Genomic DNA, 21,210 nt, shown 5'->3' on the forward strand with positions numbered 1-21,210 from the left:
TGTTCTACTGTAACGAAAACCATTTTGAGTCATGAGATTATTGAAATTCTTATTTGTTGTATCCCTGCTTTGGAATTGTTATTCGTGTTATAGTTATCGCGTGCTTCCTACTCATTATGAAGAATACGGGAAGGAGATTACAACTATTGACGCTTTTGTAATAGGAGACTCATTGAAGCAGGAACTAAAAATAATAAAGGCCTCAGGACTTTTTAATGTAATGTCAGATAGTACTGAAGCTAATGTGGTTCTAAAATTGTATCCACTTAAGAGAACTCCAGTATGCGGTCAACCTTTGACTTTATCTATGATTACCTTAGGCCAAGTGCCTGTATATATGCCAGATTATTATCAATTTAAGTTTGATGAAATAAGGAACAATGAGGTTACTGAAAAGGAATTTACCCTACAAATCACTCAGCGAGTATGGTTTTGGGACATGTTTGTTTTCAATAAAAAATTTGATGAAAAGGCTGGTTTATTATTGAAAAAAGAATACTACCAGAGTCAATAGGGACTACTATTGAAATTGAATTTATTTTTTCCAGCATATCATCATACGCCAATTCCCATTATAATCTTTGATCATCTTTGAATCAAACCCTAGTGAACTAGCTAGTTCATTCATTTCATTTGAAAGATATTGATTAATTTCAAAATAAACGCGACCTTTTTCTGTAAGTCCATGAAGGGCAAGTTCTAAGATTTTTCTATAGAAAAGTAACGGATTTTCATTTTCCACAAACAATGCAAGATGAGGTTCATGTAATAATACATTATTATGGATTTCCTGTTTCTCAACATTCCGCACATAGGGTGGATTACTTACGATGACATCAAATTTGTCAGGTAAATCCGTAGTGGTTAAAATAGATTGTTCTATAAAATGTACCTGAGCTTTTAAGTTGGTGGCATTTTGTTTTGCGATTGATAAAGCTTCCTTAGAAACATCCAATAAGGTGACATCACTTGAGATCAGTTCTTTTTTAAGACTTATACCTATACAACCCGTTCCAGTGCCTATATCTATAATTTTTAAAGAAGACTCGTTATTTAAATCATTCACGATGAGCTGCACGAGCTCTTCAGTTTCTGGTCTTGGAATTAAAGTGTTTTCAGTTACCTTAAACTGCCTGCCATAGAAATGTGCTACACCAGTAATATATTGAACAGGAATATCCTGCTTTAACTTTTCAAGCGCTGTAATTAAAGTGCCTTCTTGATTTTTGGTCAGTGTCTCTTGTGATTTTAGTAATATATCAGACCTAGAAAAATCTAATAAATCCTCACAACATATTTTAAAAATGGAATCAATTTCAAAGTCAGGATAATTATTTGACAATGCAATTCTAAATTCGTTTTTTACCTCTTGTAGGTTCATGGTATCCTTAATTACCAGTTCCTTTAAATTGCTGCTCTTTACTAGCAAACAATACATTGAATGTCGTAAGACTACCGTAAATACGAGTAATATATTGCTGTAGGTCTATTTTAAGTTGATCCTCTAATTCCTTTGAACTATTAATCTTTTGTTCCATAACACGCAGTCTATCTCTTAACATCACAATTTTGTGCCAGAATTTGTCAATAGGAATTTCCTTAGATTGTAATTCAGTATCTTTAGGTTCTAGGATAAGTTTACCACCTTTAAATTTATCGGCTAGTGGTACAATTTGACTAGCATCGCTATACCTGTCTAGAATATACCGTAGTGATTTCTCAACTTCATAAAAACTAACTGTATCAACATCATCTTCACAGGCTTCGATGACTTCAAAATCATCATCTATATCAATAGTTTCAATTCCAGACTTTTGAAAGCTTACCCAATAATGTTTTGAAGTAACATTGGTTACCACACCAAAACCTAATTCATCATGTTCAATTCTAGAGCCTATTCCTAATAATTTCATAAGTAAAAGATATACGTTTAATTTTGCCTGTAAATTGCGCAAAAAATAAGTACTATGAAAAAAATATTGAAGTTTTTATTGAAAGGTTTTATAGGTGTTGTTGCATTACTACTTATTGTTTTTATAGTATTGAAACTTACGTTTAATGAAGAGGTGCCAGAAGGAACCACAGGAAAACCTGCCGATGAATTGGCCATGAAAATGCTGGATGCAATTAATCACAAAGAATTTACTCAAGCTAGTGAATTACATTGGACCTTTAGAGGAGTTAATAGATATCGATGGAAGTTACAGCAAAACCTAGTTGATGTTTATTGGGATGATTATAGGGTTGCGTATCAAACCAGGTATCCGCAAAGTAGCTTTGCATTTAAAAACGAAGTAAAACTAGAAGGAAAGGAAAGAGAAGAAGCTATAGCCTATGCTGAAAAAAACTTTAATAACGATAGCTTTTGGATGGTAGCGCCTCATAAACTATTTGATGCTGGTGTAAAGCGCTCTGTCGTACAAGTTGATGATAAAGAACAATTATTAGTACAATATACTAGTGGAGGATCAACGCCAGGCGATGCTTATCTCTGGGAATTGGATGAAAATTACCAACCAGTAGCATTTAAAATGTGGGTAAGTATTATACCTCTAGATGGAATAAGAGCTACATGGCAAGACTGGGAAATGACAGATGGTGGTTTTCCGCTTTCGCGAAAGCGTAGTCTCTACGGTATTGAAATACCTATAACTCAGGTTAAAGTTGTTCCTTAATCCTTAATAATTCATTCATTTCTTTTTCGGCGATTTGGATGTTTCTATAATCGGCCGATATTCGATTGTATTTAACAGTGAACAGCAACAACGTTTTAACCGCGAGAGAATAAAGAAGAACAATGCCAGCGTCATAATCTTCAAAAAGGAAGAATGTAATTATAAAAATAATTCCTGTCGCAATCGCGCCTATTAAACTACTACGAGTATAAAGTCCCATGGTAATCATAAGGGCAATAAAAAACTCAATCATAGGAACAATCGGGATAAATAATTGCAGCACGGTACTCATAGAGTCTTCACCTAAATATGCTTCTGTGTCTTTAAGATACTGGTTGAAATGAATAATATGATCTAGGGCATGAAAAAGAAGATACAGTCCTAAACCAATACGTAAAATGGTATACAAATAAACTGGAAAATCATTTTTACCGTGGTAGGTCATAGGGGAATTTTTGATAAAATTAAAAGTAAAATTTACTTTAGTTTTAAAACTATATTTTTTTAGATAAAGCCTATTATTATTAGGATGAACGCCTACAGTTAATCGAGCGATTTGTGATAAATGTCAAGTTTTTTCACTTATGTTTACTAGATGTAATAAGAATAGAGGCAAAGACTTAACAAGATTTAAACTTAGTTTGAAATAAATTTTAGAGCGGTTTAGGTAACTTCGCGAGATTGACTAAAATTATGGGATATTCAGACGAGATTATTGAAGTAAAAGGAGCTCGAGTTCACAATTTAAAAAACATTGATGTTAACATTCCTAGAGAAAAACTAGTAGTTATTACAGGATTATCAGGTTCTGGAAAATCTTCCCTTGCATTTGACACCATCTATGCCGAAGGTCAAAGACGTTATATTGAAACATTCAGTGCCTATGCCAGGCAATTTTTAGGAGGATTAGAACGACCAGATGTGGATAAAATTGATGGTCTATCACCAGTCATAGCCATCGAACAAAAGACGACTTCAAAAAGCCCACGAAGTACAGTAGGAACGATTACCGAAATTTACGATTTCTTACGCTTGCTCTATGCTAGGGCGAGTGATGCTTATTCCTATAACACCGGTAAAAAAATGGTTAGTTATAGCGATGAACAAATCAGGGATTTAATTATTAAGGATTATAAGGACAAACGTATCAACATCCTCGCACCAGTTGTGCGAGCTCGAAAAGGTCACTACAGGGAATTATTTGAACAAATTGCAAAACAAGGATTTGTAAAGGTGCGCACCGATGGTGAAATCGTGGACATAACCAAAGGAATGAAACTAGATCGTTACAAAACTCATGATATTGAAATTGTAATAGACCGCATTCAAGTAGATGATACAGAACAGGATATTAAACGACTAGATGAGGCTATACGCACAGCTATGTACCATGGAAACGACATTACTATGGTAGTGGCTCATGGAGATAAGGAAGGACGTTTTTTTTCTAGATCTCTCATGTGTCCAGAAACTGGTATCTCATATCCAGAGCCAGAACCCAATAACTTCTCTTTTAATTCGCCTAAGGGAGCTTGTCCTACCTGTAACGGTATAGGAACCCTGTATAAGGTTAATGAAGAAAAAATTATTCCCAATCCTAGTCTAAGTATTTCAAAAGGTGGACTAGCTCCTTATCCAGACAATAAGAAGAATTGGATATTTAAACAACTTGAACTTATTGCTAAAAAGTTTGACTTTAAACTTACTGATCCTATTGAGAAACTACCCAAGGAGGCTGTACAAATGATCCTGTATGGCGGCAATGAAAGTCTTGAAGTAAATTCAAAAACACTTGGAGTTTCTCGTAAATACAAGATTGATTTTGAAGGTCTTGCTAATTTTATAGAAGCAACTTATAACAATAACGATAGTGCTGGTTTACAACGATGGGCCAAAGGTTTTATGGATAAAGTAACCTGTCCTACCTGTGAAGGAACACGTTTAAGAAAAGAGTCGCTTTACTTTAGAGTAAATGAAAAATCCATTGCCGATCTGGCAAACATGGATATCGCATTACTAGTAGATTGGTTTGATGATTTAGAGAGTTCGCTTTCGCGAAAGCAAAAACAAATAGCCACTGAATTACTTAAAGAAATTAAAGAAAGATTACAATTTTTACTCGACGTTGGGCTAGATTATTTAAGCTTAAACAGGAGCGCAAAAACATTATCAGGAGGCGAGGCACAACGCATAAGACTAGCGACGCAAATAGGTTCACAATTAGTAGGTGTTTTATACATTCTAGACGAGCCTAGTATAGGTTTACATCAGCGAGATAATGAAAAATTAATCAATTCCTTAGAATCACTACGAGATACTGGTAACAGCGTGATAGTCGTGGAGCATGATAAAGATATGATTGAACGTGCCGATCATGTAATAGACATAGGTCCTAGAGCTGGAAAATACGGTGGATCAATAATTAGTCAAGGCAGTCCAAAAGATATTCTTAAACACGATACACTTACTGCACAATATTTAAGCGGTACCAAAGAAATTGAAATACCCAAAACGCGTCGTAAAGGAACTGGTGAAAAATTGGTATTGAAAGGTTGTACAGGTAATAACCTTAAAAATATTTCAGTTGACTTTCCATTAGGCAAAATGATCGTAGTGACGGGAGTTTCTGGAAGTGGAAAATCTACTTTGATTAATGAAACTTTGTATCCGATTTTAAACGCACATTTTTTCAATGGTGTAAAAGTGCCAATGCCTTATAAAAGTATCAAAGGACTTGAACACATTGATAAGGTCATAGATATCAATCAAAGTCCAATTGGTAGAACGCCGCGATCTAATCCAGCTACTTATACTAAAACCTTTGATGAAATAAGATCGCTATTTGCCAAGACTCCAGAAGCGCAAATAAGAGGTTACAAACCAGGTCGTTTTAGTTTTAATGTTGCTGGTGGACGATGTGAGACCTGTAAAGGTGGTGGATTACGAGTAATAGAAATGAACTTTTTACCAGATGTTTATGTGAACTGTGAGACCTGCAACGGAAAACGATTTAACAGAGAAACTCTTGAAATACGATATAAAGGAAAATCTATAAGCGATGTACTTGAGATGACAATAAATGAGGCAACAGATTTCTTTGAATCTATTCCAAAAATATATCGCAAGTTAAAAACAATTAAAGATGTTGGGTTAGGTTATATAACATTGGGACAACAATCTACGACATTATCTGGTGGTGAGGCGCAACGAATAAAACTGGCTACCGAATTATCAAAAAGAGACACCGGTAATACCTTTTACATTTTAGATGAACCTACTACAGGATTACATTTTGAGGATATAAGAGTACTCATGGATGTGCTGAATAAGTTGGTGGATAAAGGAAATACAGTACTTATTATTGAACATAATATGGATGTTATTAAAATCGCAGATCACCTTATAGATATAGGTCCAGAAGGTGGTCGAGGTGGTGGAGAAGTAGTTGCAAAGGGTACTCCTGAACAAGTATCAAAACACAAAACCAGCCATACAGCTAGATTCTTAAAAAAGGAGTTATAACTCTTTTAAGAGATCCTTTTGTTAATTTATGACTAACTTCTTAGCTAGATTATAAACTCTAGTTAAGTAGTCTTAAAAGCCCTTGTTTAAAGGGCTTTTGTGGTTAATTTCATGACATGGAAAGAATATTAGTAGCAGGTGCAACAGGTACCACAGGAAAACAAGTTATTGAATTATTAAAAAACGATCAATATTTTGAACCAGTAGCAATGGTGCGCAAGCCTGAACAGGTAGATCAGTTTAAAGCTAATGGAATTGAAACTGTTTTGGGTGATTTAACTAATGATTTAAGTCATACTACAAACAATATAGATAAGGTGATTTTTGCAGCAGGATCAAAAGGAAAGAATGTTGAAGAAGTTGATAAAAATGGCGCGATTAAATTAATTGACGAAAGTCAAAATGCAACGGTAAAGAAATTTGTGATGCTAAGTTCAATGGGAGCAGACAACCCAGAGCAGGCTTCAGATTTACAAGAGTATCTAAAAGCTAAACAAGCCGCAGATAATTATTTAAAAAATTCAAATTTAAATTACTCAATAGTGAGACCAGGCTCATTAACCGATGATAATTCTAACAATAAAATAGAATTGCAATCCAAGATAAATAAACATGGAGAAATTCCAAGAGCTGATGTAGCAAAGGTCTTAGTAAAAGCATTACACGATGATGTAGCAAATAAAGAAACTTTTGAAATAATTAAAGGGGAAACATTAATCGCAGATGCGCTAGAACCAGTACAACAATAATATCTCAATAATTGATTTAAACACCCTGAAAATGTAATCATTTTCAGGGTGTTTTTTTATATCTGAATCTTTAATATATGCCTTTGTCCTTCAACGAAATATTGTAGAATATAAATCCCTGCCGAATAATTTTTTAGGTTAATATTATCTTGAGCCTTTTCTGTAATCCATTCTTGAGCAAATTGACCATTTACATGATACAATCGCAATTGGATTTCAGCTTTTGTGGTGTTGGTTACTAATAAATCTTTGGTTGCTTGGTTATAGCTTACTTGAATGGGCGTTTTTAAACTATTATGTGATAACGTTGTGAAATTAATGCAGTCACTTTCTTCCGTACAGCCTGACTTCGTAATACTAACTTTATAAATACCATCTGTGGTAGGAGTATAGGAGTGACTGGTAGCACCCGAAATTGATAAATTTGTGGAACAATCAATCCACCTATAAGTTGCTGTTGGATCATTAGTAACAGTAAGTGACGAACCTGTGTTTTGAATACTTGAGTCTATGTAATTAAGTCCTGCTTTTGTGGCCATATAAGCGGTACATAGTTTTATAATGTCGGTGCAGTAAGACAAATCTAGATTATTAAATCTATCTCTAGTGGTATGGTATTGATTGTTTTGATCGTTCATAGACCATGCTTCACCGATTAGTAAGGCAGTATAATTTTCATCCCAAAATACCTTGTGATCGCTCAAAGGTGTTCCTGGATTAATGACATTGGCGTTTAAATTCCAATTTGTTCCATATTGATTTAACATTTGTACGATATCATCTTTCATAGCTAGGCTGTTAGCGACATCTCTCACGTCAATATCAAAATCATTATCACCATCACCATCGTATCCTATCATATCTAGATTGAGTACTGCTTTTATATTATCATTTCTGGCTCTTGCTGCTTGTGCATAATTACGTGCTCCTATTAAACCTTGTTCCTCCTCATCCCAAAATGCATATACAATCGTGTTATCCGTACACTGCTGGCTTAATAATTCTGCGATTTCTAAAACAGCGATAGTTCCAGTAGCATTATCGTCTACGCAGTAGTTAGTAACTGTATCATAATGAGCACATATTATATAAATGTCGTTGGGATTAGTAAGACCAGTTTGCGTTGCTATAATGTTAGTTCCTCTAGTGCTGTAATTTATAGTAGTAACATTCAGGTGGGGCAGGGCATTCAATCTTTCAACAAGATAGTCTTTTGCAATATCGTTTTGATTGCTCTCGCGATTAATTATGATTTGCGCATTACCATTTACCGTAGTAGATACTTCACCTGCAAATTCTTGAAGTCGGGTAGTAATTCTATTGGTATCAACTTGATCAATGAAGTGTTGAACATTTTGTGATAAGGAAATCCCAGAGCTTATTAAGAATAAGAGAAAAAAAATACGCATATCACAAAGATAAGTTAGCCAAAACAAAAAAAGCCATCTCTAGAAGAGATGGCTTTGTGTAATAAAATGGAGAAATGATTACATCATTCCGCCCATTCCTCCTGGCATTCCACCTGGCATTCCAGCGCCACCAGCAGGTGCATCTTCTTTAATTTCTACTAGAGCACATTCTGTTGTAAGAATCATACCACTAACCGATGCAGCATTTTCAAGAGCCACACGAGTTACTTTCTTAGGGTCAATGATACCAGCTTTAAGCATATCAACATATTGATCATTTTTAGCATCATAACCTTGAGCTCCTTTAGATTCAAGAATCTTAGAAACCACAACGCTACCTTCACCACCTGCATTTTCAACGATAGTTCTTAATGGAGCCTCTATAGCTCTAGCTACTATTGAAATACCAGTTTCTTCATCTGTATTAGCGCCTTTAAGCTTAGATAGAACTGATTTAGCTCTTACTAGGGCAACACCACCACCAGCAACAATACCTTCTTCAACAGCTGCTCTTGTTGCATGTAATGCATCATCAACGCGATCTTTCTTCTCCTTCATTTCAACCTCACTTGCAGCACCTACATAAAGTACAGCAACACCACCAGCAAGTTTAGCTAGACGTTCTTGAAGTTTTTCTTTATCATAGTCAGAAGTTGTGTTCTCGATTTGAGATTTAATTTGACCTACACGAGCTTTAATAGCCTCATTATCACCGTTACCATTAACAATTGTAGTGTTATCTTTATCAATATCCACTTTTTCTGCTGTTCCTAGCATGTCAATGGTAGCATTCTCAAGAGTAAATCCTCTTTCCTCGCTAATCACCGTTCCACCTGTTAAGATAGCGATGTCCTCTAGCATAGCTTTACGACGATCACCAAAACCTGGTGCTTTAACTGCAGCTATTTTAAGAGCTCCTCTTAGCTTGTTTACAACTAGCGTAGCAAGAGCTTCACCATCAACATCTTCTGCGATGATAAGTAAAGGTTTTCCAGTTTGAGCTACAGGCTCTAATACTGGCATTAAATCCTTCATGGTAGAAATCTTCTTGTCAAAAAGAAGGATGTAAGGATTCTCTAATTCAGTGGTCATTTTTTCTGAATTAGTTACAAAGTATGGAGATAAGTAACCACGATCAAACTGCATACCTTCAACTACGTCTACATAAGTATCGGTTCCTTTTGCCTCTTCTACTGTGATTACACCTTCTTTTCCTACTTTGCCAAATGCAGTAGCGATTAATTCACCTACAACATCATCATTATTAGCACTGATCGAGGCAACTTGTTTTATTTTATCACCACTATCATCAACTTTCTCTGATTGTTTATCTAGATCTTTAGTAATTGCTTCTACTGCTTTGTCGATACCGCGTTTAAGATCCATAGGATTTGCACCAGCAGCCACATTTTTAAGGCCTTCTTTTACGATAGCTTGTGCAAGTACGGTTGCAGTTGTAGTACCATCACCAGCTAGATCGTTGGTTTTTGATGCTACCTCTTTAACCATTTGAGCACCCATGTTTTCCAGCTCATTTTCTAGCTCGATTTCTTTAGCTACACTTACACCATCTTTAGTTACGACTGGCGCTCCAAATGATTTTCCTATTACTACGTTACGACCCTTTGGTCCTAATGTTACTTTAACAGCATTAGCAAGTGCATCTACACCACGCTTAATACCATCTCTAGCTTCTAAATCAAATTTTATGTCTTTTGCCATGATTGTTTTTTTTTTTGAATTTACGCTTTCGCGAAAGCGTACTTAATTAAAAATTAAATTGAAAGGTTAGATTAAACGATTGCAAGGATGTCGTCCTCTCTCATCATAAGGTAATCAGTACCTTCTAATTTTAGTTCTGTACCGCTATACTTACCGTAAAGAACAGTATCACCTACTTTTACAGTCATCTCGTGATCTTTCTTACCATTTCCTACAGCTACTACTTTACCTTGTTGAGGTTTTTCCTTTGCTGTGTCTGGAATGTACAGACCACTTGCTGTTTTCTGTTCAGCCTCCATAGGCTCAATTAAAACTCTGTCTGATAAAGGTTGAATATTTAATCCCATTTTTAAAATGAATTTTTAGTTGTTTTTATGCCTGCCTACATTCTAATAATGTGCCATTTTGTGGTTACTGACAAAATGCCGTAAATAAAAAAATCCAGCTCGTGGAGCTGGATTTTTTGTCAGTTAAAAGAACTGATTATTCGTTTGTGTCAGTTTCTTGTGTTGTTGCATCACCAGAATCTGATGGTAAAGCAGGAGTTTCTACTTGAGCATCAGGATCGGCAACTTTAATAGTTGACGTACTAGAGCCTTGAAGTTTTGCAGTACTAGCTAATAAAATAAGTACTAGAAGTAACGTTGATAAAACCCAAGTACTGCGGTCTAGGAAATTTCCTGTTTTTTGTACACCACCTAACTGCTGTGTTCCACCGCCGCCAAAGCTTTGTGAAAGTCCACCACCTTTAGGATTTTGAACCATAATTACTACGATAAGTAAAAAGGCAACTAAAATGATAAGACCTGCAAAAATGTAATATGTTGTCATTATGGATTACTTTGTAAATTCTTTATTTCTTGAATTTGGTCTGCAAAGAAACTACTTTTTTCTGGATACTGCAATTTTAAAATTTCATATGCTTTAATTGCTTTCTTATAGTTTTTTTGCGCGAGATAAACTTTGGCTAGAGTTTCAGTCATGAATTGCTCTGGAGCCATATTTTGATCTGCCAGATTTTGAATTTTAGTTTCACTGGCTACTGGTTTAATTTTCTTAGGTTTGGTTTTAAGAAACTTATCAATAATATCCATAGAACGTTGATGAGACTCCTCAACACTATAACTATTCTCACTTGAAGTGTCTTGGATATCATCAGTTTCTTGAGCAACTGATTTCTCATCACTTCTTTTAATGGACGAGAGCGATGTGAGCTTGAGCCATTCACTAAAGCTGTAAGCATCACTTTGTTCAAAATTCAGTGTTTGATCAGTATCCTTTTTAACAAATAAGTCATCATCTGTTACATTGGTAAAATCGCTGTTTTCATTAAAATCTTCTTGAACAACGTTAAACTCTTCTACTTCAATATCTAGCGAATTAAGCTGCTCTTGTTGTCTTTTGATCTCAGTACTTATTCTATTTTGAATAAAACTTTTGGAAGTAATATAATCAAAAAGAACAGCGCGGTCCGAGGTATGCGCGGCCGTTCTTTGAAGTTCCTGATTGTATGAAGGGCTATTTTCTAATTTTAAACCTTTAAGAAATACAGATCTTAAACTTTGAAAGTATGGATACTTTTCTAGTGTAGTTTGAATGTCTCCTAAATCGTTTAATGAAAGCTCGTCAGGAGTGGCAATCAAAGTATGTAAACGATCCTTGGTTACCATGAAGTAAGTGTTTCATTGACGATATCTTGTGTGATCTGTGTGAATATCACATCGAGAGCTTCATCTAAAGCACTACCATTAAGTAAAACATTTGCAGGGTAGTCATAGAAGAAGCTAAATTTTTTCTCAAAGCTTTGCTCTTCATCCTTAGTGTTAGTAAATCTTACATTTACTTCTATAGTTAGCCTATTTTGACTCGCAGTATTGTTTGCGGTTGCAGTCATAGGAGCAATGTAGTACCTGGTGATTTCACCTTGGTAAATGTAGTCACCACCGCTGTTGACAATACTTAACCTTGTTTGATCCTGAATTAAATCTTGTAAATTAAGCGTGAAAGTACGCTCGATACCCGGTTCAATAGGGTCCAGATTACCAAAAAAATCTACCTGAAAAGTGTTGACATTATCAGGAATGGAAGTTTGATTGAACCCATATTTAATACCGCAGCTGGTAACCAAGAGAAGGGTTACTACTAAAAAGGTTATTTTCTTAAAGGTCATACTGCTTAATTTTTCGGTATAAGGTGCGTTCTGATATTCCTAAATCTTCTGCGGCTGCTTTGCGTTTTCCCTTGTGACGTTCAAGAGATTTTTTAATTAATTCAATTTCCTTTTCCTCCAGGCTTAAAGATTCTTCTTCTTCAATTTCTTGAGCAAAATCATACCTGTCTGATACAGCTGAAGCCATGGAAGATTGAGGTTGATATTCTACAGGTAATTTATCCTCATGAAAAGAATCTTCATTGGTTATTTCATAGGCATTATCAATAACTTCTTCATAGTCTGTACTAGAATCATTATTGTTGCCATAAATGCGTTGAATTAAACCAGAGTTTTCTTCTGACACATCTTTCATGTTACCGCTAGCCATCAAATCGTGAGTGAGCTTTTTAAGATCATTCAAATCATTTTTCATATCAAACAGCACTTTGTAAAGTATTTCACGCTCGTTTGCAAAATCACTGTCGGCTTTTTTGTTTTCTCCTACCACGGCAGGTAAATGAGTCCCAGTGTCTGGTAGATAATTACGTAAGGTAGCTACATTGATATTACGTTCCTGTTCAAGAACGCTTATTTGCTCGGCAATGTTGCGTAATTGTCTGATATTTCCACTCCACCTGTAATTGGTTAATAAGCGTACTGCGTCCTCATCTAATCTGATAGTTGGCATTTTGTACTTGGTGGCAAAATCACTAGCAAATTTTCTAAATAACAAATGAATATCACCTTTACGCTCGCGTAATGGAGGTAAGTGAATTTCTACTGTACTTAACCGGTAATACAGATCTTCTCTGAATTTCCCTTTCTCGATAGCTTCAAACATTTTGACGTTTGTGGCTGCTACAATCCTAACATCAGTCTTTTGAACTTTTGAGGATCCTACTTTTAGAAACTCACCATTTTCTAGAACTCGCAACAATCTTACTTGTGTAGGTAGTGGTAATTCACCTACTTCATCTAAGAATATGGTTCCGCCATCGGCGACTTCAAAATAACCAGATCTTGTTTGTGTAGCTCCAGTAAAAGCGCCTTTTTCATGCCCAAAAAGTTCAGAGTCTATGGTTCCTTCTGGGATTGCACCACAGTTTACGGCTATATATTTGGCGTGTTTTCTAAAGGATTGAGAATGTATAATTCTAGGAATACTTTCTTTACCAACACCGCTTTCTCCCGTTACTAATACTGAAATATCAGTAGGAGCAACTTGCAGGGATTTTTGAATAGCACGATTAAAACTAGGGTCGTTACCAATTAACTCAAATCTTTGTTTTATAGCTTGTATCCCTTCCATAAACTATTATTTAATCGTGATTGGGCCTGTCATATCACTATATCCAACAGCTTCACCTATAAGAGTTGCGCTAGTGCAGTTTGTTATTTTGACCATTACAAAATCGCCAACCTTAAAATTACCTTTTGGAAAAACCGTCATGTAATTTTGAGAGTTGCGTCCTGCCCAATGTTGATCAGATCGTTTAGACTCTTTTTCAATAAGTACCTCTACAGTCTTTCCTACAAAGTATTGAGCTCTTTCTAGACCGGTACGACGTTGTACATCGATTATCTCTGATAAACGTCTTTTCTTTACTTCTTCAGGAACATCATCTTCCATTTTTCTTGCAGCCATAGTACCAGGTCTCTCACTATAAGCAAACATGAAACCATAGTCATACTTTACATATTCCATAAGACTTAAAGTGTCTTGATGATCTGCTTCGGTCTCAGTTGGGAATCCAGCGATCATATCTTGAGAAATTGCGCAATCCTCAATAATGTCATGAATACGATCAATCAAATCCATGTATTCTTGACGGGTATGCAGTCGATTCATTTCTTTTAATATACGATCACTTCCTGACTGTACAGGTAAGTGTATATAATTACAAATATTACGATGTGCTGCCATAGCATGGAGAACATCATCACTAATATCTTGTGGATTGCTTGTAGAAAAGCGTACTCTTAAATTAGGTTGAGCCTTAGCAACTATATGCAGAAGCTTGGCAAAATCTACTGCAGTAGCCTGTGCCATTGGGCTCGCCTTTTTAAAATCTTTCTTAAGACCACCGCCATACCACAAATACGAATCAACGTTTTGTCCTAGAAGAGTTACTTCCTTAAAACCTTTGTTTACCAAATCTTGAATTTCTTCTAAGATAGATTGAGGATCACGACTACGTTCACGCCCTCTTGTAAAAGGAACCACACAAAACGTACACATGTTATCGCAACCTCTAGTTATGGATACAAATGCAGTGACACCATTACTATGTAATCTTACAGGAGCAACATCACCATAGGTTTCTTCTTTAGATAAAATTACATTAACTGCATCACGACCTTCATCGATTTCTGCTACAAGATTTGGAAGGTCTTTATAGGCATCTGGTCCTACAACCATGTCTACAATTTTCTCTTCTTCAAGAAATTTAGATTTAAGTCTTTCTGCCATACAGCCTAGAACCCCAACTTTCATGTTTGGATTTTCGCGCTCTTTTACTCGATTAAATTTCTCTAATCTTTTACGAACTGTTTGTTCTGCTTTCTCACGAATGGAGCAAGTGTTAACCAGAACTAGGTCTGCTTCTTCAAGAGTGTTAGTAGTGTTAAAACCTTCTTTAGCCAAGATTGATGCAACAATCTCACTATCTGAGAAATTCATTTGACAACCGTAGCTCTCTATGTATAACTTACGGCCATTCTCTTTTTTATCATTTAATTGAACAGTAGTTCCTTGCTTTTCTTCTTCAATTACTTTTTCCATCGTCTCCTTAGTATTTCACCTTTTTTAGGTGGTGCAAAGATAGTTTGTTTTTTTGGTTTAATGACAATCTGTCACCTTAACATTCTAACAGATAGTTATGCTCTTTCTAAGGGAAAGGTTCAAAAAAGTTGGTTTGCCTATCAATAACCTCAAAAGAATAATACGAAAAGGGAGAATTATCTTTGATTATTTGGTTTAAAAGAATATTTAAAGTTAAAACATTGAATAACAACTTTTTATAATCCTGAAAAATATTGGTTTAACAATTATTTAGACTCTCTAATTATTTTAACTATAACTTTGCATTTCAAATTTCAAAACTTAATGGCAAAAAATCTTGTAATAGTAGAGTCGCCTGCCAAGGCAAAAACTATTGAAAAATTTCTAGGAAAAGATTTCAAAGTAGCATCTAGTTTTGGTCACATTGCTGACCTTCCTGCCAAGGAATTAGGTGTTAATGTCGATAAAGATTTTACACCTAAATATATTGTTTCTAGTGATAAAAAAGATCTGGTTAAAAAGCTTAAAAAATTAGCTGCCGATTGCGAAATTGTTTGGTTAGCGAGTGATGAAGATCGAGAAGGAGAAGCTATTGCATGGCACCTTGCTGAACAACTAGATCTCAAAAAGGAAAAAACAAAACGTATTGTATTTAATGCGATCACTAAAAGCGCTGTTCAAAAGGCAATTGATAATCCTAGAACGATAGATTATGATCTTGTAAATGCTCAACAGGCTAGACGAGTGCTAGACCGTATAGTAGGATATGAGATTTCTCCTATATTATGGAGAAAGGTCAAAGGTGGTGCAAGTGCTGGTCGTGTGCAAAGTGTGGCAGTTCGATTAATAGTAGAACGCGAGGATGAAATCTTGAAGTTTAATTCAACAAACTTCTTTAGGGTTGATGCAGAATTTCTCTCAAAAGAAGGTAAGCTAGTCAAAGCAAAATTACCAAGTTCACTTGATTCTACTAAGGAAGCAGAGGAGTTTTTAGAATCCAATAAAGGAGCTACTTTTAAGGTTTCAAATCTAACCAAAAAGCCAGCTAGTAAATCTCCAGCGCCACCATTTACTACATCAACATTACAGCAAGAGGCTTCAAGGAAATTATACTTCAATGTAAGTCGTACCATGCAACTTGCACAACGATTGTATGAAGCTGGATTGATTACTTATATGAGAACCGACTCGGTTAACTTAAGTAATGAAGCAAAAAACGGTGCCAAGGAGGAAATAAATAAGGCATACGGAGATAAATATCATAAAGAGCGTAATTATAAAGGAAAGTCGAAAGGAGCTCAAGAGGCTCACGAGGCTATAAGGCCAACTGATTTTGCTGTCCATAGTGCAGGAGCCGATAGAGATCAGATCAGATTATACGAGCTCATATGGAAAAGAGCTATAGCCAGCCAGATGAGTGATGCTAAACTTGAAAGAACCAACGTTTCTATAAGTGCTAGTACTCACGATAAAGAATTCACTGCAAATGGTGAAATTGTAAAGTTCGAAGGTTTTTTAAAAGTATACCTAGAAGGAACTGATGATGAAGACCTAGAACAAGAAGGACTGTTACCAGATTTAACCGTTGGAGATGTTTTAGATTCAAAGTCTATAACTGCTACCGAGCGTTTCTCACGACCACCATACCGTTATACGGAAGCTTCATTGGTTAAAAAACTAGAAGAATTAGGTATCGGTAGACCTTCTACATACGCACCTACAATTACGACCATTCAAAATCGTAAGTATATTGAAAAAGGTCAGGATACAGGAGAAGAAAGATCTTACAAACAATTCACTTTGGTGAATGAAGAAGTTCAGATTCAAGAATTAACTGAAAAAACAGGATCAAATAAAGGTAAAATGATTCCTACTGATGTAGGAAGAGTTGTGAATAACTTCTTAGTAGAGCATTTTGGTGATATCTTAGATTATAATTTTACAGCCAAAGTAGAAGAGTCTTTCGATAACATCGCCGAAGGAAAAGAAGAATGGACTGATATGATGCAATCTTTCTATAAAGACTTTCATCCTAAAGTTAAGGACGTAGCAGAAAATGCCGAACGAGAAGTAGGTGAACGTATCTTAGGAACACATCCTGAAAGTGGTAAGCCTATAAGTGTTCGATTAGGAAGATTTGGGGCAATGGCTCAAATAGGTACTGTAGAGGATGAAGAGAAGCCTCAGTTTGCTAGCTTACTGCCTTCTCAAAATCTATCGACGATTACTTTAGAAGAAGCTTTAGAGCTATTTAAACTTCCTAGAACTTTAGGTGAATACAATAGGCATCCTGTTGAAGTTAATCAAGGGCGATATGGTCCTTATGTTAAATTCAACGGTAAAACATTTGTTTCCTTGGAGAAAACAGATGATCCAATGAGTATATCACTAGATCGTGCTATGGAGCTTATAGAAGAAAAAGAAAAGGCCGATGCTCCAATTTATGAATATGACGGCCAACCGGTTACTAAAGGAGTTGGTAGATTTGGGCCATTTATAAAATGGAGTGGTATGTTTATTTCAGTAAATAAAAAGTACGACTTTGATAACCTGTCTAATTCAGATATTGAAACTTTAATTAAAGATAAGATTCAAAAGGAAAAAGACAAGCTGATAGTTGATTGGGAAGAAGAAGGTATAAGAATTGAAAAGGCTCGATGGGGTAGGCACAATATTATTAAAGGTGAGACTAAGGTGGAACTAGCAAAAACCATCGACCCTTTAAGTATTACTCTAGAAAAAGCTCAAGAATTAATTGCAAAAAAAGCTCCTAAAAAGAAAACAACTAAGAAAAAAACCACTCGTAAGAGTACTAAAAAATAAACATGTCTCTGGATTTTTTAAACCCAGTTCATGAGCTTGCGGTGGCTCATGCAATGTTGCAACCACCAGCCACTTTAGGACAAACAATAAAAATTCATACAGAGCAAGATGGTATGCCAGACTTGCAAAATGTGGATTTGGTGATCATCGGTCTGTTAGAAAACCGTAAGGATAATAATGCCTTGATTCAAGTTAAAACCTTGGATCATATTAGAAGAAAGCTGTACGAATTGTATCCAGGAAACTGGACATCAACCATAGCCGATTTAGGAGATGTTTTTCCTGGTGAAACTGTTGAAGATACCTATTTCGTAGTAAGACAGCTTACCGAATTTTTTCTCTTAAGAAAAATTATACCTATTTACATTGGTGGTAGTCAAGATCTTATGTATCCTATGTATCGAGCATTTGATGAGCATTATACTATGATTAATGCATTGAATGTTGATTGTAGGTTTGACTTAGGCGATATCAATGCACCCATTACCTCACGCAATTACGTTGGTAAAATGGTGACAGAACAACCCTATAATTTATTCAATTATACCAACCTTGGTTTTCAAACCTATTTCAATTCGCAAGACGAAATTGAGTTATTGCAGCGCATGTATTTTGAAGCAGATCGATTAGGTGCGTTGAATCAGGATATCACCTTGGCCGAGCCTCATATGAGAGATGCAGACTTGGTAGGTATCGATTTACAATCGGTTCGTAGTGGTGATCTCGCTTTCGCGAAAGCGAACCCTAATGGATTTAATGGTAAGCAAATTTGCAGTCTTTCCAGATATGCTGGAATTAGTGATAGGTTAAAAGTATTTGGTGTTTTTGAGACTGTTCTGGAGGCAATAGATACACCAGCGCAGTTGGTAGCAGAGATAGTTTGGTATTTTATCGAAGGTTACAATTATCGCAGTGGTGAGTATCCATTGAATATCGATGATAATGTATTAAAGTATCAGGTACCTGTTGAGGACGAGATACTTATATTTTACAAGAGTAGTAATACTGGGCGCTGGTGGATAGAAATACCTTTTATTCAAGGAGTCAATAATAAATTAAAACAACATACGTTATTACCTTGTTCTTATCAAGATTATCAAGAAGCTTGCAATCAACATCTTCCTGATAAATGGTTAAGAGCTAGGAAGAAAAACGAATTTTAGCAACATTTTATCGATAGTTTCTTTAAATTAATCATAAAAAAAAGTTGTGGAATTATAAATAAAATAATAGGTTTACGGCCTTAAATCTCATAAAGATAACTTAAGATACCTTATGAAAAAGTTTTTTGTCCTTATAGCAGTGGCAGTTTTTGTAGCTAGTTGTGGAAAAGGAGACCGCGGAATGGTAGTAGGTGCCAAAGGAAAGAAATGGCATCCTGAAAAGCCTTATGGTATGACGCTTATACCAGGTGGTGCGTTTATAATGGGTAAAAGTGATGACGATATCGCTGCTACTAGAAACGCGCCGGCTAAAACTGTTACAGTACCATCTTTCTACATGGATGAAACTGAGATTACAAACGCAGAATACCGTCAGTTTACAAACTGGGTACGTGATTCTATTTTTAGAACAAATCTAGCTATTATGGCAGATGAAAATGGAGCTACTCCTGGTGATAATGGAATAGGGGAATTTGCCTTTCTTGATGGTGAAGAAGGAGATCTTACTCCTTGGGAGCAATACCTACAAGATAACTACGTAGGTCTTGGCCCTACCGGATATGAAGGAAGAAAATTAAATCGTGATGTTGATCTTATTTGGGATACAGAGGAGATTCCAGATGAATTTTATGCTGAGGTTTATGACAATTTCCTAATCCCTTACGAGGAAGCTTACAATGGAGAACGTACTATCGATACGGATAAATTACAGTTTATGTACACAGAGTACGATGTTGAAGCGGTTGCTCGTAATCGTGACAAATCTAAATCTAGAAAAGACTTTATAACACAAGAGCCAATTCCTGTATATCCAGACACTACAGTATGGATTAGAGATTTTAACTATAGTTACAATGAGCCAATGCATAATGATTACTATTATCATGAAGCTTATAGTAATTATCCTGTAGTAGGAGTAAACTGGAAACAAGCTAAGGCGTTCTGTCAATGGAGAACACTTTATCACAATGGATATAGAAAGCAACGTAACCTGGAAAGAGTATTTGAGTACCGTTTACCAAGTGAGGCAGAATGGGAATATGCTGCTCGTGGTGGATTGGAAGGAGCTACTTATCCATGGGGTGGTCCTTATGCAAAAAATGATAGAGGTTGTTTCCTTGCTAACTTCAAGCCATTAAGAGGTGATTACGCGGCAGATCAAGCGGTTTATACGGTAGAAGCAGATGCTTATGAACCTAATGATTACAACTTATATAACATGTCAGGTAATGTATCAGAATGGGTGAATTCTTCATATGAGCCAGGAGCTTATGAATTTATGAGTTCATTATCGCCTGTAGTAAATGATAAAGAAAATAAACGTAAAGGTGTTAGAGGTGGATCTTGGAAGGATGTATCATACTTCTTACAAGTAGGAACTCGTGACTACGAATATCAGGATAGTGCAAGAAGTTTTATTGGTTTCCGTACGGTACAAACGTATCAAGGTACTGATATTACTCTTAATGCAGCTACTAACTAATACCCCTTAATTAATTAAATCTTAACTTAACAACTTAACTAAACACTTATTTAAAAATGGCACAGTCTAAAACAACTAAGAAAATTTTTAACATGGCTTACGGTCTAGGAGCCGCTGTAGTAATTGTAGGAGCATTATTTAAAATTCTTCACTGGGATTTTGGATACGGTTTTTCTGGAAATAATCTACTTATGATAGGTCTGATTACGGAAGCTGTAATTTTCGCGATTTCTGCTTTTGAACCGGTAGAAGATGAACTAGATTGGTCACTTGTTTACCCAGAATTAGCTGGTGGTCAAGCAGTTGGTGGTAAAAAGAAAAAAGTAGAAGAGCCTAAAGATGCAGAAGGTCTTTTATCAAAAAAATTAGATGAAATGCTTAAGGAGGCTAAACTTGACTCTGAGCTAATGTCTAGTTTAGGAGACAGCATCCGTAGCTTTAAAGGTGCAGCAGAAGGTATTAAGCCAACTACTGAGGCTATGACTTCTACTAAAAAGTATTCTGAGGAAATGGCACTTGCAGCTGCTCAAATGGAATCTTTAAACAGTCTTTACAAAGTACAGGTAGAGAGCGGTGCTAAGCAAGCTGAAGCTAATCAAGCAATCGCTGAAAACGCTACTAAACTTCAGGAGCAAATGGCTGGACTAGCTAATAACTTATCTTCATTGAACAGTGTGTATGGTAACATGCTTGGAGCAATGAAAGCATAATTAGTTCGCTTAATTAATTT

Annotated in this window: 19 protein-coding genes; 8 read left to right on the forward strand and 11 right to left on the reverse strand. The window is 35.8% G+C overall.

Features of this window, described 5'->3' with window-relative positions; translation table 11 throughout:
* Positions 1–31: 31 nt before the first annotated feature.
* Positions 32–514, forward strand: a complete 483-nt coding sequence (locus I5168_RS07870; RefSeq protein ID WP_431471424.1) for a hypothetical protein — start codon at positions 32–34, stop codon at positions 512–514.
* Positions 515–535: 21 nt separating this feature from the next.
* On the opposite strand, the gene prmC is transcribed toward I5168_RS07870, so the two are convergent.
* Positions 536–1,381 (reverse strand): peptide chain release factor N(5)-glutamine methyltransferase, encoded by an 846-nt coding sequence (gene prmC / locus I5168_RS07875; RefSeq protein WP_431471425.1) that lies wholly within the window; start codon positions 1,379–1,381, stop codon positions 536–538.
* 7 nt (positions 1,382–1,388) lie between these two features.
* Complete coding sequence (locus I5168_RS07880; RefSeq protein ID WP_431471426.1) at positions 1,389–1,913, reverse strand: hypothetical protein; 525 nt, start codon at positions 1,911–1,913, stop codon at positions 1,389–1,391.
* A gap of 54 nt (positions 1,914–1,967) precedes the next feature.
* On the opposite strand from I5168_RS07880, the gene I5168_RS07885 reads away from it, so the two are divergent.
* Entirely contained in the window at positions 1,968–2,675 is a 708-nt protein-coding gene (locus I5168_RS07885; RefSeq protein WP_431471427.1) for a hypothetical protein, read from the forward strand.
* Here the strand turns inward: I5168_RS07885 and I5168_RS07890 are convergent.
* Positions 2,659–3,120 (reverse strand): DoxX family membrane protein, encoded by a 462-nt coding sequence (locus tag I5168_RS07890; protein ID WP_105019335.1) that lies wholly within the window; start codon positions 3,118–3,120, stop codon positions 2,659–2,661. The genes I5168_RS07885 and I5168_RS07890 overlap by 17 nt on opposite strands.
* A gap of 248 nt (positions 3,121–3,368) precedes the next feature.
* Here I5168_RS07890 and uvrA point away from each other — a divergent pair, with 248 nt between their 5' ends.
* Positions 3,369–6,197: an excinuclease ABC subunit UvrA gene (gene uvrA / locus I5168_RS07895; protein ID WP_105019334.1), complete on the forward strand. Its 2,829-nt coding sequence runs from the start codon at positions 3,369–3,371 to the stop codon at positions 6,195–6,197.
* Between the two features lie 116 nt (positions 6,198–6,313).
* Complete coding sequence (locus I5168_RS07900; protein WP_431471428.1) at positions 6,314–6,946, forward strand: SDR family oxidoreductase; 633 nt, start codon at positions 6,314–6,316, stop codon at positions 6,944–6,946.
* A 56-nt stretch (positions 6,947–7,002) separates the two neighbouring features.
* On the opposite strand, the gene I5168_RS07905 is transcribed toward I5168_RS07900, so the two are convergent.
* The 8 genes from I5168_RS07905 to miaB form a co-directional block, all read right to left on the reverse strand.
* Positions 7,003–8,355: a M28 family peptidase gene (locus I5168_RS07905; protein WP_431471429.1), complete on the reverse strand. Its 1,353-nt coding sequence runs from the start codon at positions 8,353–8,355 to the stop codon at positions 7,003–7,005.
* A 78-nt stretch (positions 8,356–8,433) separates the two neighbouring features.
* Positions 8,434–10,077, reverse strand: coding sequence for a chaperonin GroEL (groL, locus tag I5168_RS07910; protein WP_042277968.1), 1,644 nt, complete (start codon positions 10,075–10,077; stop codon positions 8,434–8,436).
* A 71-nt stretch (positions 10,078–10,148) separates the two neighbouring features.
* Entirely contained in the window at positions 10,149–10,424 is a 276-nt protein-coding gene (locus I5168_RS07915) for a co-chaperone GroES (protein WP_042277970.1), read from the reverse strand.
* Between the two features lie 136 nt (positions 10,425–10,560).
* Positions 10,561–10,908, reverse strand: coding sequence for a preprotein translocase subunit SecG (secG, locus tag I5168_RS07920; RefSeq protein ID WP_060524504.1), 348 nt, complete (start codon positions 10,906–10,908; stop codon positions 10,561–10,563).
* Positions 10,908–11,747, reverse strand: a complete 840-nt coding sequence (locus I5168_RS07925) for a hypothetical protein (protein ID WP_431471430.1) — start codon at positions 11,745–11,747, stop codon at positions 10,908–10,910. The genes secG and I5168_RS07925 overlap by 1 nt, the downstream gene beginning before the upstream one ends.
* On the reverse strand, positions 11,741–12,247 hold the full coding sequence (gene lptE / locus I5168_RS07930) for an LPS assembly lipoprotein LptE (RefSeq protein ID WP_085774974.1): 507 nt from the start codon (positions 12,245–12,247) through the stop codon (positions 11,741–11,743). Before lptE ends, I5168_RS07925 begins: the two co-directional genes overlap by 7 nt.
* On the reverse strand, positions 12,237–13,538 hold the full coding sequence (locus I5168_RS07935; protein ID WP_431471431.1) for a sigma-54 interaction domain-containing protein: 1,302 nt from the start codon (positions 13,536–13,538) through the stop codon (positions 12,237–12,239). Before I5168_RS07935 ends, lptE begins: the two co-directional genes overlap by 11 nt.
* A gap of 6 nt (positions 13,539–13,544) precedes the next feature.
* On the reverse strand, positions 13,545–15,011 hold the full coding sequence (miaB, locus tag I5168_RS07940; protein WP_431471432.1) for a tRNA (N6-isopentenyl adenosine(37)-C2)-methylthiotransferase MiaB: 1,467 nt from the start codon (positions 15,009–15,011) through the stop codon (positions 13,545–13,547).
* 324 nt (positions 15,012–15,335) lie between these two features.
* On the opposite strand from miaB, the gene topA reads away from it, so the two are divergent.
* The 4 genes from topA to gldL all read left to right on the forward strand — a co-directional run bounded on the left by topA (position 15,336) and on the right by gldL (position 21,190).
* Positions 15,336–17,834 (forward strand): type I DNA topoisomerase, encoded by a 2,499-nt coding sequence (gene topA, locus I5168_RS07945; protein WP_431471433.1) that lies wholly within the window; start codon positions 15,336–15,338, stop codon positions 17,832–17,834.
* A gap of 2 nt (positions 17,835–17,836) precedes the next feature.
* Positions 17,837–18,997, forward strand: coding sequence for a formimidoylglutamase (locus I5168_RS07950; protein WP_431471434.1), 1,161 nt, complete (start codon positions 17,837–17,839; stop codon positions 18,995–18,997).
* Positions 18,998–19,109: 112 nt separating this feature from the next.
* A complete protein-coding gene (gldK, locus tag I5168_RS07955) occupies positions 19,110–20,480 on the forward strand; it encodes a gliding motility lipoprotein GldK (RefSeq protein WP_431471435.1) in 1,371 nt (456 codons plus the stop codon).
* A gap of 56 nt (positions 20,481–20,536) precedes the next feature.
* The gene (gene gldL / locus I5168_RS07960; RefSeq protein WP_042277982.1) at positions 20,537–21,190 is read left to right on the forward strand and encodes a gliding motility protein GldL; all 654 of its coding nucleotides are present in this window, start codon (positions 20,537–20,539) and stop codon (positions 21,188–21,190) included.
* Positions 21,191–21,210 lie beyond the last annotated feature (20 nt).

Origin of the sequence: Nonlabens sp. SCSIO 43208 (assembly GCF_050703575.1) — a bacterium.
Classification (GTDB): Bacteria; Bacteroidota; Bacteroidia; order Flavobacteriales; family Flavobacteriaceae; genus Nonlabens; species Nonlabens tegetincola.

Coding starts and splice junctions, on each gene's coding strand:
- I5168_RS07870 (WP_431471424.1), top strand. CDS start 32: ATGAGATTATTGAAATTCTTATTTGTTGTATCCCTGCTTTGGAATTGT.
- prmC (WP_431471425.1), bottom strand. CDS start 1,381: ATGAACCTACAAGAGGTAAAAAACGAATTTAGAATTGCATTGTCAAAT.
- I5168_RS07880 (WP_431471426.1), bottom strand. CDS start 1,913: ATGAAATTATTAGGAATAGGCTCTAGAATTGAACATGATGAATTAGGT.
- I5168_RS07885 (WP_431471427.1), top strand. CDS start 1,968: ATGAAAAAAATATTGAAGTTTTTATTGAAAGGTTTTATAGGTGTTGTT.
- I5168_RS07890 (WP_105019335.1), bottom strand. CDS start 3,120: ATGACCTACCACGGTAAAAATGATTTTCCAGTTTATTTGTATACCATT.
- uvrA (WP_105019334.1), top strand. CDS start 3,369: ATGGGATATTCAGACGAGATTATTGAAGTAAAAGGAGCTCGAGTTCAC.
- I5168_RS07900 (WP_431471428.1), top strand. CDS start 6,314: ATGGAAAGAATATTAGTAGCAGGTGCAACAGGTACCACAGGAAAACAA.
- I5168_RS07905 (WP_431471429.1), bottom strand. CDS start 8,355: ATGCGTATTTTTTTTCTCTTATTCTTAATAAGCTCTGGGATTTCCTTA.
- groL (WP_042277968.1), bottom strand. CDS start 10,077: ATGGCAAAAGACATAAAATTTGATTTAGAAGCTAGAGATGGTATTAAG.
- I5168_RS07915 (WP_042277970.1), bottom strand. CDS start 10,424: ATGGGATTAAATATTCAACCTTTATCAGACAGAGTTTTAATTGAGCCT.
- secG (WP_060524504.1), bottom strand. CDS start 10,908: ATGACAACATATTACATTTTTGCAGGTCTTATCATTTTAGTTGCCTTT.
- I5168_RS07925 (WP_431471430.1), bottom strand. CDS start 11,747: ATGGTAACCAAGGATCGTTTACATACTTTGATTGCCACTCCTGACGAG.
- lptE (WP_085774974.1), bottom strand. CDS start 12,247: ATGACCTTTAAGAAAATAACCTTTTTAGTAGTAACCCTTCTCTTGGTT.
- I5168_RS07935 (WP_431471431.1), bottom strand. CDS start 13,538: ATGGAAGGGATACAAGCTATAAAACAAAGATTTGAGTTAATTGGTAAC.
- miaB (WP_431471432.1), bottom strand. CDS start 15,011: ATGGAAAAAGTAATTGAAGAAGAAAAGCAAGGAACTACTGTTCAATTA.
- topA (WP_431471433.1), top strand. CDS start 15,336: ATGGCAAAAAATCTTGTAATAGTAGAGTCGCCTGCCAAGGCAAAAACT.
- I5168_RS07950 (WP_431471434.1), top strand. CDS start 17,837: ATGTCTCTGGATTTTTTAAACCCAGTTCATGAGCTTGCGGTGGCTCAT.
- gldK (WP_431471435.1), top strand. CDS start 19,110: ATGAAAAAGTTTTTTGTCCTTATAGCAGTGGCAGTTTTTGTAGCTAGT.
- gldL (WP_042277982.1), top strand. CDS start 20,537: ATGGCACAGTCTAAAACAACTAAGAAAATTTTTAACATGGCTTACGGT.